Origin of the sequence: Herbaspirillum huttiense, assembly GCF_004367745.1 — a bacterium.
Lineage (GTDB): Bacteria > Pseudomonadota > Gammaproteobacteria > Burkholderiales > Burkholderiaceae_D > Herbaspirillum > Herbaspirillum huttiense.
In genome coordinates, this window is the sequence record NZ_CP037993.1 from 4,417,422 (window position 1) to 4,431,695 (window position 14,274).

Annotated in this window: 14 protein-coding genes; 2 read left to right on the plus strand and 12 right to left on the minus strand. The window is 59.2% G+C overall.

The window, feature by feature from the left end:
• Window positions 1-12 precede the first annotated feature (12 nt).
• The 4 genes from E2K99_RS19720 to E2K99_RS19735 all read right to left on the minus strand — a co-directional run bounded on the left by E2K99_RS19720 (window position 13) and on the right by E2K99_RS19735 (window position 6,516).
• Window positions 13-960 carry an amino acid ABC transporter substrate-binding protein gene (locus tag E2K99_RS19720; RefSeq protein ID WP_134223289.1) on the minus strand — a complete coding sequence of 316 codons (948 nt, stop codon included), beginning with the start codon at window positions 958-960 and terminating at the stop codon, window positions 13-15.
• A 925-nt stretch (window positions 961-1,885) separates the two neighbouring features.
• Window positions 1,886-3,178, minus strand: a complete 1,293-nt coding sequence (locus E2K99_RS19725; protein ID WP_134223290.1) for a Glu/Leu/Phe/Val family dehydrogenase — start codon at window positions 3,176-3,178, stop codon at window positions 1,886-1,888.
• A gap of 329 nt (window positions 3,179-3,507) precedes the next feature.
• Entirely contained in the window at window positions 3,508-4,524 is a 1,017-nt protein-coding gene (locus E2K99_RS19730; protein WP_134223291.1) for a LysR family transcriptional regulator, read from the minus strand.
• A gap of 87 nt (window positions 4,525-4,611) precedes the next feature.
• Window positions 4,612-6,516 (minus strand): ABCB family ABC transporter ATP-binding protein/permease, encoded by a 1,905-nt coding sequence (locus tag E2K99_RS19735; RefSeq protein WP_134223292.1) that lies wholly within the window; start codon window positions 6,514-6,516, stop codon window positions 4,612-4,614.
• Window positions 6,517-6,675: 159 nt separating this feature from the next.
• On the opposite strand from E2K99_RS19735, the gene E2K99_RS19740 reads away from it, so the two are divergent.
• Complete coding sequence (locus E2K99_RS19740) at window positions 6,676-7,110, plus strand: acyl-CoA thioesterase (protein WP_008331921.1); 435 nt, start codon at window positions 6,676-6,678, stop codon at window positions 7,108-7,110.
• A 104-nt stretch (window positions 7,111-7,214) separates the two neighbouring features.
• On the plus strand, window positions 7,215-8,165 hold the full coding sequence (locus E2K99_RS19745; RefSeq protein WP_134223293.1) for a 2-hydroxyacid dehydrogenase: 951 nt from the start codon (window positions 7,215-7,217) through the stop codon (window positions 8,163-8,165).
• 109 nt (window positions 8,166-8,274) lie between these two features.
• On the opposite strand, the gene E2K99_RS19750 is transcribed toward E2K99_RS19745, so the two are convergent.
• From E2K99_RS19750 to E2K99_RS19785, 8 genes are all read right to left on the minus strand, one after another.
• The gene (locus tag E2K99_RS19750; protein WP_134223294.1) at window positions 8,275-8,718 is read right to left on the minus strand and encodes a hypothetical protein; all 444 of its coding nucleotides are present in this window, start codon (window positions 8,716-8,718) and stop codon (window positions 8,275-8,277) included.
• A gap of 13 nt (window positions 8,719-8,731) precedes the next feature.
• Window positions 8,732-9,181 carry a hypothetical protein gene (locus E2K99_RS19755; RefSeq protein WP_134223295.1) on the minus strand — a complete coding sequence of 150 codons (450 nt, stop codon included), beginning with the start codon at window positions 9,179-9,181 and terminating at the stop codon, window positions 8,732-8,734.
• Window positions 9,182-9,278: 97 nt separating this feature from the next.
• Window positions 9,279-9,740, minus strand: coding sequence for a hypothetical protein (locus E2K99_RS19760; RefSeq protein WP_134223296.1), 462 nt, complete (start codon window positions 9,738-9,740; stop codon window positions 9,279-9,281).
• A gap of 110 nt (window positions 9,741-9,850) precedes the next feature.
• Window positions 9,851-10,516, minus strand: coding sequence for a GAD-like domain-containing protein (locus tag E2K99_RS19765; RefSeq protein ID WP_134223297.1), 666 nt, complete (start codon window positions 10,514-10,516; stop codon window positions 9,851-9,853).
• 89 nt (window positions 10,517-10,605) lie between these two features.
• Window positions 10,606-11,271 carry a GAD-like domain-containing protein gene (locus tag E2K99_RS19770; RefSeq protein ID WP_134223298.1) on the minus strand — a complete coding sequence of 222 codons (666 nt, stop codon included), beginning with the start codon at window positions 11,269-11,271 and terminating at the stop codon, window positions 10,606-10,608.
• Window positions 11,268-12,389, minus strand: a complete 1,122-nt coding sequence (locus E2K99_RS19775) for a polymorphic toxin type 15 domain-containing protein (protein WP_134223299.1) — start codon at window positions 12,387-12,389, stop codon at window positions 11,268-11,270. The genes E2K99_RS19770 and E2K99_RS19775 overlap by 4 nt, the downstream gene beginning before the upstream one ends.
• A gap of 100 nt (window positions 12,390-12,489) precedes the next feature.
• Window positions 12,490-12,843 (minus strand): DUF4150 domain-containing protein, encoded by a 354-nt coding sequence (locus E2K99_RS19780; RefSeq protein WP_134223300.1) that lies wholly within the window; start codon window positions 12,841-12,843, stop codon window positions 12,490-12,492.
• Between the two features lie 9 nt (window positions 12,844-12,852).
• Window positions 12,853-14,274, minus strand: a complete 1,422-nt coding sequence (locus E2K99_RS19785; RefSeq protein ID WP_134223301.1) for a DUF2169 family type VI secretion system accessory protein — start codon at window positions 14,272-14,274, stop codon at window positions 12,853-12,855.

Genomic DNA, 14,274 nt, shown 5'->3' on the forward strand with positions numbered 1-14,274 from the left:
GCAATGCGCTTTTTACTTCTTCTTGCCCATGTTCTTCTGCGCTTCCGGCACGACAGCGTAGGCAGCCGGATCGTAGGAGTCGGTCGGCTTGGCCAGAACGGCTTGCAGCTGCGGGCTCATCGGCACGTTCAGGTTGACACCCTTGGGCGGGATCGGCGACTGGAACCACTTCGCGTAGATCTTCTTGATGTCGTCACCCTTGTAGACCACGGTCAGGGCTTCGTCGACGACCTTCTTGAAGTCGTTGTCGCCCTTCGGCAGGATCAGGCCGTACGGCTCGACCGACAGGGCTTCCGAGGAAACCTGGTAGTCAGCCGGGGCCTTGGAGTTGGCGGCCAGCGAGGACAGCAGGATGTCGTCCATCACGAAGGCGGCGGCACGGCCGGTTTCCACCATCAGGAAGGCTTCGGCGTGGTCCTTGGCAGCCAGGATGTTCATGCCCAGGTTGCGTTCGGCGTTCAGTGCGGTGATCTGCTTCAGGTTGGACGTACCGGAGGTCGAGACCACGGTCTTGCCCTTCAGGTCATCCAGCGTCTTCAGGTTGGCCGACTTCTTGGACAGGAACTTGTTGGCGGTCACGAACTCGGTCACCGAGAAGGCCACCTGGTTCCAGCGTTCCTGATTGTTGGTCGCGGAGTCGCAGGAGATGTCGGTGGTACCGTTGGCGATCAGCGGGATGCGGGTGGCCGAGGTCACCGGCACCATCTTGATGTTCAGCGAGGTCAGGCCCAGCTTCTTCTGGATCGCGGTCGCGGCCTTCAGGCACAGGTCGATCGAGTAGCCTTGGTAGGACTGCTTGTCGTCCAGATAGGAGAAGGGAATCGACGAATCGCGCACGCCCAGCGTCAGGGTGCCCGAGTCCTTGATCTTCTTCAGACGGCCGGTGAATTCCTCAGCATGCACCGAGCTCATCAGTACGCTTGCCCCAACCAAAACCCCTGCTAGCTTCAATAACTTCATTGTGTGACCTCCTGGAAAAATTTTTTACGTAACGGTTCAAATGGCCTGGTAGCGAATCCGCTTGCGCGCTGCCCCTACCGGGCTGGCCGGCCGTATTGACGAGCCTGTTATTGTTCTCTGCCGTGTCGCCTATTCTGTGTGCTAACACAGTTCTTTGCCAGCTTTGTTTGCTCCACCACTGGCAATCTCTGGCGATGACCACCCCCTCGGTGAAGCGCAAGCTGGCAAATTACCCGAGCGCAACTGTCGGCGGGCGCATTGTACGACATATGCCGCCCGGTCTGGCAATCCGCAGAAACCCTCATGGCGGCGGCACCACGATCCGACGCAATGAGGAGAGTTTCGCAGCTCGCAGGAAGCCCTGGCGAGCACGTCGGCAGCACGGCAGCAACCCCATTCCGGTCAGCAATATCCATGCCAGAAACGCCATCCGCACGCAGCACGCGAGCGCATAGGCGTGCTGCGGCAGGCAGCATCATGACAGTGGTCATCGGGGAATGGGCAGAAGCCGGAGGCACCAGCGCAGAGCCAGTGGGGACGCCGCTTGCGGGGCGATATGCAGGAACGTGCAGGGAAGAATGGAAGCCAGCGCCAGTGCGGCGAATGCGAGTGCGGAAAACGTGAAGAGACAGGTCAAAACCACACCGTCCGATAACGTGCACGACATCGGCATGGCAGGCTGCCGGATGTGCCGAATCAAGCGCACATGCGGCAGCGCCCGGCATGTTGATGCCGGGTCCGTCACTGAAGATCTTGCGCCGCAAGGCTGGTTGGCCTGCGGTGCGCATGCGCACAGCAACCACGTCTCCTCCGAACCAGAGTGCTCTGGAATCATGCGGCCGACGGTCTGTGGCGCAGTGCGCCGCCGTCTTGGGCCGTGGTGGTCCGGTGCTCGCCGGACCGATCGTTTTACAGCATCACTGCATCACGGATACAGGCCGCGCATTTCACGCGCCTGCAGTACGCGGGTACACGCCACGATGAAGGCCGCGGTACGCAGCGACACGTTCTTCTCTTCGGCCAGCTGCCAGACGGCGGCGAAGGCTTCGCGCATGATGCGGGTCAGGCGCAGGTTGATTTCGTCTTCGGTCCAGAAGAAGCTGGAGAAGTCCTGCACCCATTCGAAGTAGCTCACCGTCACGCCGCCGGCGTTGGCGATCACGTCCGGCACGATCAGCACGCCCTTGTCGCGCAGGATGTCATCGGCGGCCGGGGTGGTCGGGCCGTTGGCGCCTTCCAGGATGATCTTGGCCTTGATGTGATTGGCGTTGGCTTCGGTGATCTGCTGTTCCAGTGCGGCAGGCACCAGAATGTCGCAGTCGACCGACCAGAATTGGGCGCGGTCGGTGATTTCATCCGCACCTTCGAAGCCCTTGACGCTGCCATTCTTGGCCACATAAGCCTGCAGTGCCGGCACGTCCAGGCCACCGGCATTGAAGACGGTGGTCACGTGATCCTGCACCGCCACCACCTTGGAACCGGCTTCAGCGAACAGGCGCGCAGCGATGCCGCCGACATTGCCGAAACCTTGCACCGCGACCTTGGCATCCTTGATGTCCATGCCGCGCTTGGCAGCGGCTTCGCAACCGACCACGAAGACGCCACGACCGGTGGCTTCATGGCGGCCCAGGCTGCCGCCCAGGGAGATGGGCTTGCCGGTGACCACGCCCGAGGAGGTGCTGCCCTGATTCATGGAGTAGGTATCCATCATCCAGGCCATGATCTGCGAATCGGTGTTCACGTCCGGAGCCGGGATGTCCTTGTTGGGGCCGATGATGATGCCGATCTCGCTGGTGTAGCGGCGCGTCATGCGCTGCAGTTCGCCACGGGAGAGCGTCTTGGGATCAACACGGATACCGCCCTTGGCACCGCCATAGGGCACGTTCACGGCGGCATTCTTGATGGTCATCCAGGCCGACAGGGCCATCACTTCGGACAGCGTCACATCCTGGTGGAAACGCACACCGCCCTTGCCGGGACCGCGCGAGGTGTTGTGCTGCACGCGATAGCCCTCGAAGTGGGCAATGGTGCCGTCGTCGCGCTCGATGGGCACGTCGACCACCAGGATGCGCTTGGGACGCTTCAGGGTTTCCACCCAGCGGGCCAGCGAGCCCAGGTGGGGCGTGACGCGGTCGATCTGTTCGAGATAGACGCCCCACGGACCGATGCCGTGCGGGACGAGATAGGAAGGCACTTCGTGATTAGGTACGTTCGACATGATGCAATCGCTCCTTTGGATAGCCGTGCTGTTCAAGGACAAAAGGCCTGCAAATTCCGAAAGTCCGCCAGGCATGTTACTCCGTCGGCAGCGGCCTGCAAGCCGCACCGCAGGGCGCGCAAGAAGGCGGCGACGGAGGCGCGCCTGCCAGCCGGGCGCGGTGTGCGCCTGCTGGAAATTCGTGCCTGTCCGATTCAGCGCCGCCATCGTAGCCAGCCGCTCAACACAAGGCTAATGCTTTGTGAGCATGCAATTATGCAGCGCTTGCATAACCTTTGAAATCCCTTGATGGACAAGGGATTGCGTCATTTTCACCTGTTAATTTTTGATCAGGAATCGCGTTTTTCAGCCGTGCGCGGACTTTTTCCGCCAGCCCCCTTGGGACGCTCCCCCCGTTCGCTGCGCTCGGCCTTTTCTTGCCGCTGCGCATCCAGCTCCACCAGGTATTCCCACAGCCGCGCCACCAGCGCCTTGCCGGTACGCTGGGCGGTCGGGCGCTCGCGATAGAGGCGGATTTCCATCTCCACTTCCCACTCCCCGGTGGGCCCGTCGGTGCGTGCCAGCTGGCGGTTGCGCACTTCGCGCAGCACCGACGATTCCGGCAGGAAGGCCACCCCATGGCCCTCCAGCGCCATCATCTTGAGGCTTTCGGACATGTCGGTCTCGTAGTGCTTCATCAGGTGCAGCGGGCGCTTGGTATCGGCCATCATCAGCTCCACCATGCGGCCCAGATAGGCATTGCTGGTGTAGGAGAGGAAAGGCACGGGAGCCTTGGCGCTGCCGGGGAAGACGTAATCGGGCTTGCCGTTGCGGTCGCAGCGCGAATACGGGCGCAGGGTTTCGGTACCCATGGTCAGCATGTCGTAGCGGCTGGCATCGAGCTGCACCGGCTGGCGCGGATGGTGATAGCACAGCAGCAGGTCGCAGCCGCCTTCGACGATGGTCATCACGGCATCGTGGACGTTCAGGGCAATCAGGCGCGTGTTGATGGAGCCGAAGCCCGACTCCAGGGCGCTGAGCCACTTGGGCATGTAGGTCAGCGAGAGTGTATGGGGGACGGCGAAGTCGATGGTGGTCTGTGCCGTGGGCCGCTTGCCGCGCAGCAGCGCGCGCGTGTTGTTGATCTGGCCCAGCATGGCCACGGCCTGTTCGTAGAAGACTTCACCGGCGGCCGTCAGGCGCGTGGGATAGGAGGTGCGGTCGATCAGGTCGGTGCCCAGCCAGGCTTCCAGCGACTGGATGCGCCGCGAGAAGGCCGGTTGCGTCACATGCCGCAGCTCCGCCGAGCGACTGAAACTGCGCGTTTCCGCCAGGGAGACGAAATCCTCAAGCCATTTGCTTTCCATTGCCCGCCCACTTCCCGTTCTAGGTCGAATGCGCGAATTGTGCCGCTGTGCCCGCGCCGGCGCAAGCTGCGCGCGCGGGCGAGGGCCTCAGCGACGCTCGGCCGGCATCAGCACCGTCGGTTCGGCACCGGGCTCGGCCCCCGGTGCCACGTCCTCCGGCTGCGGCACCACCGAACCGCCCTCCTCTTCCGCGCCGGCCTGCTGGCGCAGCCACATCTGCGCATACAGGCCATCGGCCATCAGCAGCCCGGCGTGGGTGCCGCGTTCGACGATGCGGCCATGGTCCATCACCAGGATCTGCTGCGCATTGACGATGGTGGAGAGGCGATGCGCAATGACCAGCGTGGTGCGCTCGCGCGCGATCTCTTCGAGCTGCTGCTGGATGGCCTGCTCGGCGCGTGAATCGAGGGCCGAGGTGGCTTCGTCGAAGATGAGGATGGCCGGATCCTTGAGCAGCGTGCGGGCGATCGCCACACGCTGCTTTTCGCCGCCGGACAATTTCAGTCCGCGCTCGCCGACCATGCTGGCGTAGCCATCGGGGAGCGATTCGATGAAGTCATGGATGTAGGCCGCCTTGGCCGCCGCCACGATCTGCTCGCGCGTGGCCCCCGGCTTGCCGTAGGCGATGTTGTATTCGATGGTGTCGTTGAAGAGCACCGTGTCCTGCGGCACGATGCCGATGGCCTGGCGCAGCGAAGCTTGCGTGACGTTGCGCAGGTCCTGACCATCGATGCGGATGGCCCCCTGGTCGACATCGTAGAAGCGATACAGCAGGCGCGAGAGGGTCGACTTGCCCGAGCCGCTGTGGCCCACCACGGCCGTGGTGGTACCGGCCTGCACCTTGAAATCCACATCGAAGAGAATCTGGCGATTGCGCTCGTAGCTGAAGTCGACGTGCTCGAAATGCAGCTCCGCGCCCTGCGTCTTCAAGGGCTGGGCACCGGGCCGGTCGGCCACTTCGCGGTTTTCTTCCAGCAGCGAGAACAGTCGTTCCATGTCAGCCAGGCTCTGCTTGATCTCGCGATAGAGCACGCCCAAAAAGTTGAGCGGAATGTAGAGCTGAATCATGAAGGCATTGACCAGCACCATGTCGCCCAGCGTCATGCTGCCATCGATGACGCCGGCGATGGCGCGCCACAGGATGAGCGTGACGGCGATGGCGATGATGGCCGACTGCCCGGTGTTGAGCAGCGACAGCGAACTCTGCGATTTGACGGCCGCGCGTTCATAGCGCTGCAGGCCTTCGTCATAGCGGCGCGCTTCGAATTCCTCGTTGCCGAAATACTTCACCGTCTCGTAGTTGAGCAGCGAGTCGATGGCGCGCGTATTGGCATGCGAATCCAGCTCGTTCATGGTGCGGCGGAAATGCGTGCGCCACTCCGTCACGGTGATGGTGAAGAGGATGTAAAGCACCAGCGCACCGGCCGTGATGAGCGAGAACCAGATGTCGTAATGCGTGCTCAGGTAGGCCAGCACCAGCACGATCTCGATGATGGTCGGCAGGATCGAGAACAGCGTATAGGACACCAGCGTGGAGACCCCGCGCGTGCCGCGTTCGATATCGCGCGTCATGCCTCCGGTCTGGCGGTTCAGGTGGAAGCGCAGCGACAGCGCATGCAGGTGGCGGAAGACCTGCAGCGCGATGGTGCGCACGGCGCGCTGCGTGACGCGGGCAAACATCAGTTCGCGCAATTCGGTGAAGAGCGCCGTGGCCAGCCGCAGCGCGCCGTAGGCCACCAGCAGGCCGAGGGGCAAAACCAGCAGGGCTTGCGGATGCGCGGGCGTGATGGTCATGGCATCGACCAGTCTCTTCAACACCAGCGGCACGCCCACGTTGGCCAGCTTGGCCCCGACCAGGAAGGCCAGCGCCAGCATCACGCGCCACTTGTAGGTCCACAGGTACGGCAGCAGCGTGCGGACGACTTCCCAGTCGCCACGCTGGCGTTTGATGGGGGCTTGCGATGAGGAGGCGGAATTGGGGTAGCGGCGCATGGGCGGGTCGGGTTGAAAGGGGTCGGGCACGGCAACACAGCAGGAGGGCAACATCCGATACACTAGGCCGTTGCCGCGCCTGCGGGCGCACAGCCGCAAAACCGAATTATAAGAGCCATCCCGGCGCGCCGCCGGACATCACCTGCAAAGGAGCCTTCCATGTCATCCACCGTTTCCCAACTTCCGCCGGGCAAGGCACCGCAGCTGCGCGTCATGCCCATGCCGTCGGATGCCAATGTCTATGGCGACGTCTTCGGTGGCTGGATCATGGCCCAGGTCGACATCGCCGGCTCGCTGCCGGCCACCCGCCGCGCCAACGGGCGAGTGGCGACCATTGCAGTCAATTCCTTCCTGTTCAAGAATCCGGTGTTCGTGGGGGACCTGCTGTCCTTCTATGCCGATATCGTCAAGGTCGGCAATACCTCCATCACCGTCAACGTCGAAGTCTATGCCGAGCGCAATCGCCTGCAGACCGAAATCGTCAAAGTGACCGAAGCCACCCTCACCTACGTGGCCACGGATGAAAACCGCAAGCCGCGCCCGTTGCCGCCGCTGGATCCGGTGCGCGAAGCGGGGGCCAGCCCGGCGATCTGAGCGCCGCCCTTCCCCTCCTGCGGGCTTGAAAATTTTTCAGCCCGCGGGGTGCAGCGCAGACGTATCGTTATGCCTCCCTCACTGTCTTCCTCTTCATACTGCCCATGACATCCCCCAACCGCCCTGTCGTCCTCATCGTCGCGCGTCTGCCGCAGCACCTGCTGGACTTGCTGCAGCAGAACTTCACCTGCCACAACCTCATCCTCGATCCGCTCACCGATGAAGCGCTCGCTGCCATCGCGCCGCAGGTGCGCGGCATTGCCGCCAATGGCGAAGCCAAGGTCGGGCGCGAGTTCATGGCGCGCTTTCCGGCGCTGGAGATTGTCTCGGTGTTCGGGGTCGGCTATGACGGGGTGGATGTACCGGCTGCCCGCGAGCGCGGCATCCATGTGACCCACACGCCTGACGTGCTCACCGAGGATGTAGCCGACATGGCCATTGCCCTGATGCTGGCCGTGGCGCGCAACGTGGTGCGGGCCGACCGCTTTGCCCGCAGCGGCGAATGGAAGAAGGGGCCCTTCCCCTTCACCACCAAGGTCAGCGGCGCGCGTCTGGGCATCGTCGGCCTGGGCCGCATCGGGCAAGCCATCGCGCAGCGGGCGGCGGCGTTCGACATGCAGATTGCGTATCACAACCGTTCGCGCAAGGACGTGCCCTACACCTATGCGGAAGACATCGTCTCGCTGGCGCGCGAGGTCGATTTCCTGGTGATGATCACGCCGGGTGGTGCCGGGACGCGGGCGCTGGTCAATGCCGAGGTGCTGGAGGCACTGGGCCCCAAGGGCTTCCTCATCAATGTGGCGCGCGGTTCGGTGGTGGATGAAAAGGCGCTCATCGCGGCGCTGCAGGCTGGGACGATTGCCGGTGCGGGGCTGGACGTGTTCGAGAATGAGCCGAACATTCCGGCCGAGCTGGCCGCGCTGGAGAACGTGGTGCTGACGCCGCACATGGCCAGCGGCACGCTGGTCACCAGGACGGCCATGGCGGAACTTGCGTTCACCAATTTGCAGGCGCATTTTTCTGGCAAGCCGGTTGTGACGCCGGTACCTGATTGAAGCTTCATACAGGGGGAAAGCCGCTGCCGGAGGGGGTCACGGACAGCGTCTTTCTCTGAATATCTCCTATTCATTCTTTTTTGGAAAACACCAGCAAGACCGCAGGCAATCAATGGCTTCGATTGTTTGCCAGCCAATCCCATCGCCCATTTGCAAACGCTGTCACCGATTTGTCATTGTCATCGTCGTACAGGAATCCGCCGGCGGCCAATCCGAGTTTGAGAAAGATACTCGCACCAGCAATTGAAAGAGGTGCGTTGTCCCAATCATGCAGAACCTTAAAAGCATACGGACCTGGGACCTCGAACAATTTGAGTCCATTCAGTTGGACATCTGAAAGATTGGGAGACAGACTAATCTCCAACAACCTCTCGCCTGTTTCCGAAAAAGTTAGCTGTAGACCGTTCTCGCTCCAAAACTCTTTTGTTTCTTCGGAGAAGAGACTTTTCTCTACGGATAGCGGCTCGCCTAAAATTTTATGAACCTCACCCTTAGTCATTCCGAACTTAAGTGGTCCGACGCCTATGTAAGACGTAATGATATGTTCTTGCATGACGGTCAAAAATTCAAAGCTGATACGCTCTCATTGCCTCAAAATCTTCATCCCAATGGCCGCGAGAAAAAGCTGAGATTGCCAGGTCGTCGTCGTCAGAATGCTCGAATCCCTTCACCGAAATACCGAGGTTCTTGAAGACAATTATTCCCACGTCTTCATAAGCGTCTTTGTCGAGATTCAATAACTCGACGAGGCGACTTCTTTTTGGCGGCGAGAATATCTGGATATTTCCTAATCTGGCATCAGTACAATGTCGCGAGAGGCCAATCTCAATGAGCTGGTTTTCGGATGAGTACGTTGTCGATACACTGCCTCTGTACTCCACATACTGCTTTAAGAAATTCACTGCACGGCTAGGGGGCTCCCCCCAGACCTGAGCGACCTCAGCAGGTGTCATTCCGAACCGGACGTGATCAACTCCAACATAGGGAATGACTTCTTCTATCTTCAGGGGGGCCATGAAATTTTTTTCCAGGGTTGCCGTTTCGATTATGAAATCTGACCGCGTTGAACGGTTTAGGAATTCTGATCGCTGGACGTATTGAGATGTCATGGATTTAAAAATTGGCTAAATCAAAAGGCTTCAAGTCACTAAGCTGGCCATCCCAGCGGCCTCGTGCGAACACGGTGACTGCCCGCTGGTAAATATCATCATCATGAAATCCCGTCAGCGTCATACCGAGATTGAGTAACACGATAAATCCAACACTGTCGTAGGGACTGCCGTCGATATTGACCAGGCTGCTGAATACATCCAGTGGTGGATCAGTGAATAGCTTGATGCCTTCATACTCCAATTCGATTATGTTCCGGCTGAATCCCACTTCAACGAGCTCGTTAGTATTCAATGCGTAAGTGGTAAGTAGTCCATTTTCTCTTCTGTACTCGATGGTCTCTCCCAAGAAGCCTTTCTTTTTCCTCGACGCAGCGCCGATTAACTCTTCAACCATTGCATGGGTCATACCAAAGCGAAGATGTCCAGCACCTATATGCGGCTTGAGGTCAAAGCGGCTCGTCATAGTTTTCCCACCAATTCAGTAATCCGTGGTCCTCGTCTCTCATCTCAATGCCTTAGCTTGATTGATTCAAAAACCAGGCGACCTATGCCTGCGCCTGGATGAAGCATGTTTCAAGAGTCGAATAATTTTTCAATATCGCCCCCTGAGAATGGCAGTTCCGGGTCGGCGAATTGACGGAGAATCGTTAGGTGCACATTGGCATTCACTTTTGCCAGATTCTCCAGGAGGATTTTTCCTCCTAGTACGATGGCGGGCTCGAAACCATATATTTCGTGTGGTTCAAGCGGACCGAGTTTTGACCTGGCGCGTTCAAAGAGCGGCTGTCCATCCTCGTCTTTTATATCAAATCGTGCCGGCTTACTGAACGCAAAAAGTGAACGGATTGAATAATCCAGGTCTTCTTTAGTTTTCGCCTTTAATTCATTCTGTAGAGCAGAGACCATATTGAGGGCGCAGGCAATCGTGACGCTACGACCCGTCTTCTCACCACACACATAGAGATCGCCAAATGCAGTCCTTGCAATCACATGAAATGAGTCAATCTCATCCAATCCTGTTTCAGCAAGCCACTCATCAACGAGGTCTTCATAGTCATCAGGGTTAACTGTGCAGAAGAGGCCATTCGCATATTCGCACCAGCCTTCTTGCTCCCAGTATTTCAATAACTGATCGGGCAGCTTATTGCGCCATTTTTCAAAGCTTGCAGTCGGTACCGTGGTGCACTTGGTGGCCTCACCAAACTTGCTAATAAAATATGTGAAGTCGTCGTCTCTCATCTCATTGCCCGAGCTTGAGCCGTTCTAAAGCGGAAATGACTGCATCTCTAAATCGCCGAATTTTGAGTTGCTCGCTTACGGCAGCATGGTCACGAGTCGAGCAGCTTATCGATATCGATCCCCGAGAGTGGCAATTCCGGATCAGCGAATTGACGGAGAATCGTCAGGTGCACATTGGCATTCACTTTTGCCAGATTCTCGAGGAGAATTTTTCCTCCTAGCACGATTGCCGGCTCGAATCCGTAGATTTCGTGCGTTTCGAGTGGGCCTAGTTTGGCTCGAGCGCGTTCGAAGAGCGGCTGTCCACTCTCGTCTTTGATATCAAGCTGGGCGGGCTTACTGTAAGCAAAAAAGAAACGGATCGAAAAATCTAATTCTTCCTTATTTTTTTCCTTCAATCCATTTTGTAGAGCAGAGATCATATTAAGGGCGCAGCGAATCGTGACACTGCACCCGGTATTCTCACCACACAAATAGAGCGTCCCAAATGCAGTCCTTGCAATTACGTGGAACGCGTCAATTTCATCTAGTCCTGTGTCGGCAAGCCATTCATCAACGATATCTTCATAGTCGTCAGGGTCAACTGTACAAAAGAGGCCGTTCGAAAATTCGCACCATCCTTCTTGCTCCCAGTATCTTAATAACTGGTCCGGCAGCTTGCCGCGCCATTTTTCAAGGCTTGCGGGGGGCACCGGGGAGCTCTTGGTAGCCTCGCCAAAGTTGCTAATAAAATATTCAAAGTCTTCGTCTCTCATCTCATTCCCTTGCCGCGGCAAGGCTCCAATTTGACATTCATTTTCTGATTTCCACGGCCGTTATCAATCGCATGTTGGGCTTCACGATCCATCTCCTGCACCCTAGTCAGAGCTTTCTGCCCTGAATTCCGACTTTCAGGCGGCGTGTAAGCCTGATTCCAGCTTGCTCCAATTGACTTATTCACGTCAGCGCGGCCGATGCTAGTGGTCTTGTGTTGCATCCAACCTCCGGCGACCATGTCTGGCTCATGCAATGCGGCTAATTTTTTCATTACTTCTTTTGCTTGAACTCTGGCCTGCGTTTCTGCTTCCGCCTGGCTCATACCTCGATTACGCAGGCTCTCGGTCATACCCTTCGATATGTCATCAAGGACCATCTCCCGATGGCTTTCTTGCGCCGCGCCAGCCGCCGGATTCCGATTCATTTTCTTAAACGCATCCCTAGCCATCGCGTATTCACTAGTAGTCAGACTGTTGATGGCCTCCTCTTGACGTCTAAGCTGCTCCGCCATTTCTTTCAAAAACGCCTTCTGTTCCTCCTTGCTCATCCGCATGAATTGTTTCTTATCATACGGATGGAAACAAGGCACTTTAAACTGCCGGGCCTTGACGGTGACGTCCTTCTTGGGCTTTTTGGGTGGTTGGGGGCCAGGTGCAGCTTCCTTGGCGACTTTAGCTTCTCGCGCAACTCTTGCGGCTTCCTCTGCTTCCTTGGCCGTCTTGGCCGCTTTGGCAAGTTCTCCCGCCTCATGCGCGCCCTTGCCAATCCGAGATGCCGTTCCTGCACCCTTAGCCATGCCAACCGCGCGCTTGGCAACCTTGCCCACGGTAGTGACGACTTTGCCACCCGGTATCATGCTCGCCGCAGCAATCCCCGCTTCAACATAGTCGCCTTCGGCCGTATAGATCGCCGCATCGATCGCACCGGTGATGACCGACAACCCCGGAACGAAACTGGCAACCCCCAGCACCCCATGCACCCAGGGACTGGACTTCTGCCAAAACGTTTTCTCGGCCGCAGTCTCTGCCTTGATGGCAGCATTGGCTCCGCCACCGTGTGGCTCGATGCGCGTGACGGACCTGTCCGCCTGTTCGAGGATGACTCCCTTGGTCGTCATGGCAGCGCACCCCGCATCCGGTCAGCAACGTGGCAAGCCTCCTCGCAAAGACGCGCTGCATCCATCAGGGCGAGATAAGAATGAAGCCTTCGCATCATGCTCAACTCGCCAGATTCATGTCGCACTCGTCGCCGTGGCGCACGACGAACTTCTTCTCCACACGCACGCTGGCGGAGCTCTTTGCAGGGCGCACCTTTCCCTTGTTGACACCGGATCTCATGCCACCGCCCGTTCCGGCTTCGTTTCCGCTCACGCGCGTGACCAGGCTGTCACCGAACAGAAAAACCGGATCGCCATTGAACCGGACCGATTTGGCCACCTGTACGCTATCGCTCAAGTCGGCAATGACGGGATACGGCACCGGCACCATGTTCGGTCCCATCGGTGTCTTGCAGACGTCGGGGACGAGGCTGACGGCCTTGAAGATGCTGTTCTTGCGGGCAGCTGTGGGCATGGATTTCTCTCAAGCGTTGGTTGGCAGCGATTGGTTCGGCAGGCTCGCCGAAGGCGGGGACGCAGGGTCTTGGGCAGCTTCACGCAAGGCGTCGGCCTCGGCGCGTGACAGCATCCGTGCTTCAAGTACCCGGACGTCTGGCGAGCAGGCGACCGTCGCGCGCCAGACGCAAACGACGGAGGGTTTCTTGTCGGGGGAGTTGGGGGTGGGGGCTACATCGACGATGACCGTATCGAGCTTGGCCGCCAGTTCGCCTATGCGGCCGTCTTCAAAGCGGACCAGCACAAACGGCAAATGCCCCGGCAGCGCGAAGGTCAGCAGCGCGTTGCCCGCCGCGTCCTGTGCTGTTGCGGCACCCGCAGGGCAGAGGTTGGACAGCGTGATGGTTTCATCGCCATCCAGATGAGGAATGACTTGCTGGTCCGCAGGCGCAGCGTTCCAGTACGCAAAATCAAAGTCGGCAGGCAAGCCGGGATGCCGGCCTTCCAGCCACTGGGGGTCGTAAGTGCCGGCGAAGCGCAGGCGGGACTGCCAGGCGCGCCCGACAATGCCCAAACCCGCTGGCATGCACGCTTCACCAAAGCGCAGCGGGGGCTGATCGAGCGCTTGAATTTGTGGTGCGGGTATCCGGGTCGTTTTTGTCGCACGGAGATACCAATCTTCTGCGAACCCGAGACCAATCGGATTGTGTTCATGCACTGCATGGGCGATGGCTTTCTGCATATCGCCGTCAGGCGCAGATTCAGGCAGCGGCTTGCGCCCTGGCAGTCGATGCTTTTTGTTCACACGTGCGGCAGCCGGCTCGGTTTCAAGAATCTTGTTCTCGCCCCCGTAGGCATATTCGTAACGCAGTGGCAGCGTCGTGATGGCTTGCGGTGTGCCCAGCTTCCATGCGGGAAGCGCAAACAGCGTCAGCGCCCGGAGCAAGGCTGAACGCTTGCGCCATTCGCGTGGCCCCGTGACAAGCAGCGTCTTGGAAAAAATGAGCGGGCCTTGCCTGGCCTGCTCCGTCAAGCGCGCGCACTCTTGCCGCCACTGCGCCATGCGCTCTGGCGAAGCAGGCTGAAAGGGATTCAAGCCATCAGGTTGCGGCGGCAGATCTGGTGCGACCGGTGCGCCATTGATCTTGATGGCGACCTCGAACTGGCGGGCCGCGCGTCCCTGCGGCGCGTGCGCGTCGGCAATGACGATGACGTCGGTATGCGGCTTGTACGGAGCCAGGTCCGATTCCTGCCTGACGCTGGAGCGGTTCAGTTCGCCGTAATACTCGTCGGAGGTGACCAGCGGCGTTTGCTCGGGTCCGAACAGGAGCTGGCCGTCGGGCTGCAACTCAAAGGTGAGTCGCATGACGACGACGTGAAAGCGCTGGTCATGCTGGTCGAGCGCGTCGAACGCCATCGCCGGGTAAGGCGTGAGGTTGCGAAATTCCAT

What these genes read in the sequence shown, in the direction of transcription:
- E2K99_RS19785 (WP_134223301.1), bottom strand. Translation starts at nt 14,274, where the DNA reads ATGGAATTTCGCAACCTCACGCCTTACCCGGCGATGGCGTTCGACGCG.
- E2K99_RS19770 (WP_134223298.1), bottom strand. Translation starts at nt 11,271, where the DNA reads ATGAGAGACGAAGACTTTGAATATTTTATTAGCAACTTTGGCGAGGCT.
- E2K99_RS19745 (WP_134223293.1), top strand. Translation starts at nt 7,215, where the DNA reads ATGACATCCCCCAACCGCCCTGTCGTCCTCATCGTCGCGCGTCTGCCG.
- E2K99_RS19760 (WP_134223296.1), bottom strand. Translation starts at nt 9,740, where the DNA reads ATGACGAGCCGCTTTGACCTCAAGCCGCATATAGGTGCTGGACATCTT.
- E2K99_RS19740 (WP_008331921.1), top strand. Translation starts at nt 6,676, where the DNA reads ATGTCATCCACCGTTTCCCAACTTCCGCCGGGCAAGGCACCGCAGCTG.
- E2K99_RS19775 (WP_134223299.1), bottom strand. Translation starts at nt 12,389, where the DNA reads ATGACGACCAAGGGAGTCATCCTCGAACAGGCGGACAGGTCCGTCACG.
- E2K99_RS19780 (WP_134223300.1), bottom strand. Translation starts at nt 12,843, where the DNA reads ATGCCCACAGCTGCCCGCAAGAACAGCATCTTCAAGGCCGTCAGCCTC.
- E2K99_RS19735 (WP_134223292.1), bottom strand. Translation starts at nt 6,516, where the DNA reads ATGCGCCGCTACCCCAATTCCGCCTCCTCATCGCAAGCCCCCATCAAA.
- E2K99_RS19720 (WP_134223289.1), bottom strand. Translation starts at nt 960, where the DNA reads ATGAAGTTATTGAAGCTAGCAGGGGTTTTGGTTGGGGCAAGCGTACTG.
- E2K99_RS19755 (WP_134223295.1), bottom strand. Translation starts at nt 9,181, where the DNA reads ATGGCCCCCCTGAAGATAGAAGAAGTCATTCCCTATGTTGGAGTTGAT.
- E2K99_RS19725 (WP_134223290.1), bottom strand. Translation starts at nt 3,178, where the DNA reads ATGTCGAACGTACCTAATCACGAAGTGCCTTCCTATCTCGTCCCGCAC.
- E2K99_RS19765 (WP_134223297.1), bottom strand. Translation starts at nt 10,516, where the DNA reads ATGAGAGACGACGACTTCACATATTTTATTAGCAAGTTTGGTGAGGCC.
- E2K99_RS19730 (WP_134223291.1), bottom strand. Translation starts at nt 4,524, where the DNA reads ATGGAAAGCAAATGGCTTGAGGATTTCGTCTCCCTGGCGGAAACGCGC.
- E2K99_RS19750 (WP_134223294.1), bottom strand. Translation starts at nt 8,718, where the DNA reads ATGCAAGAACATATCATTACGTCTTACATAGGCGTCGGACCACTTAAG.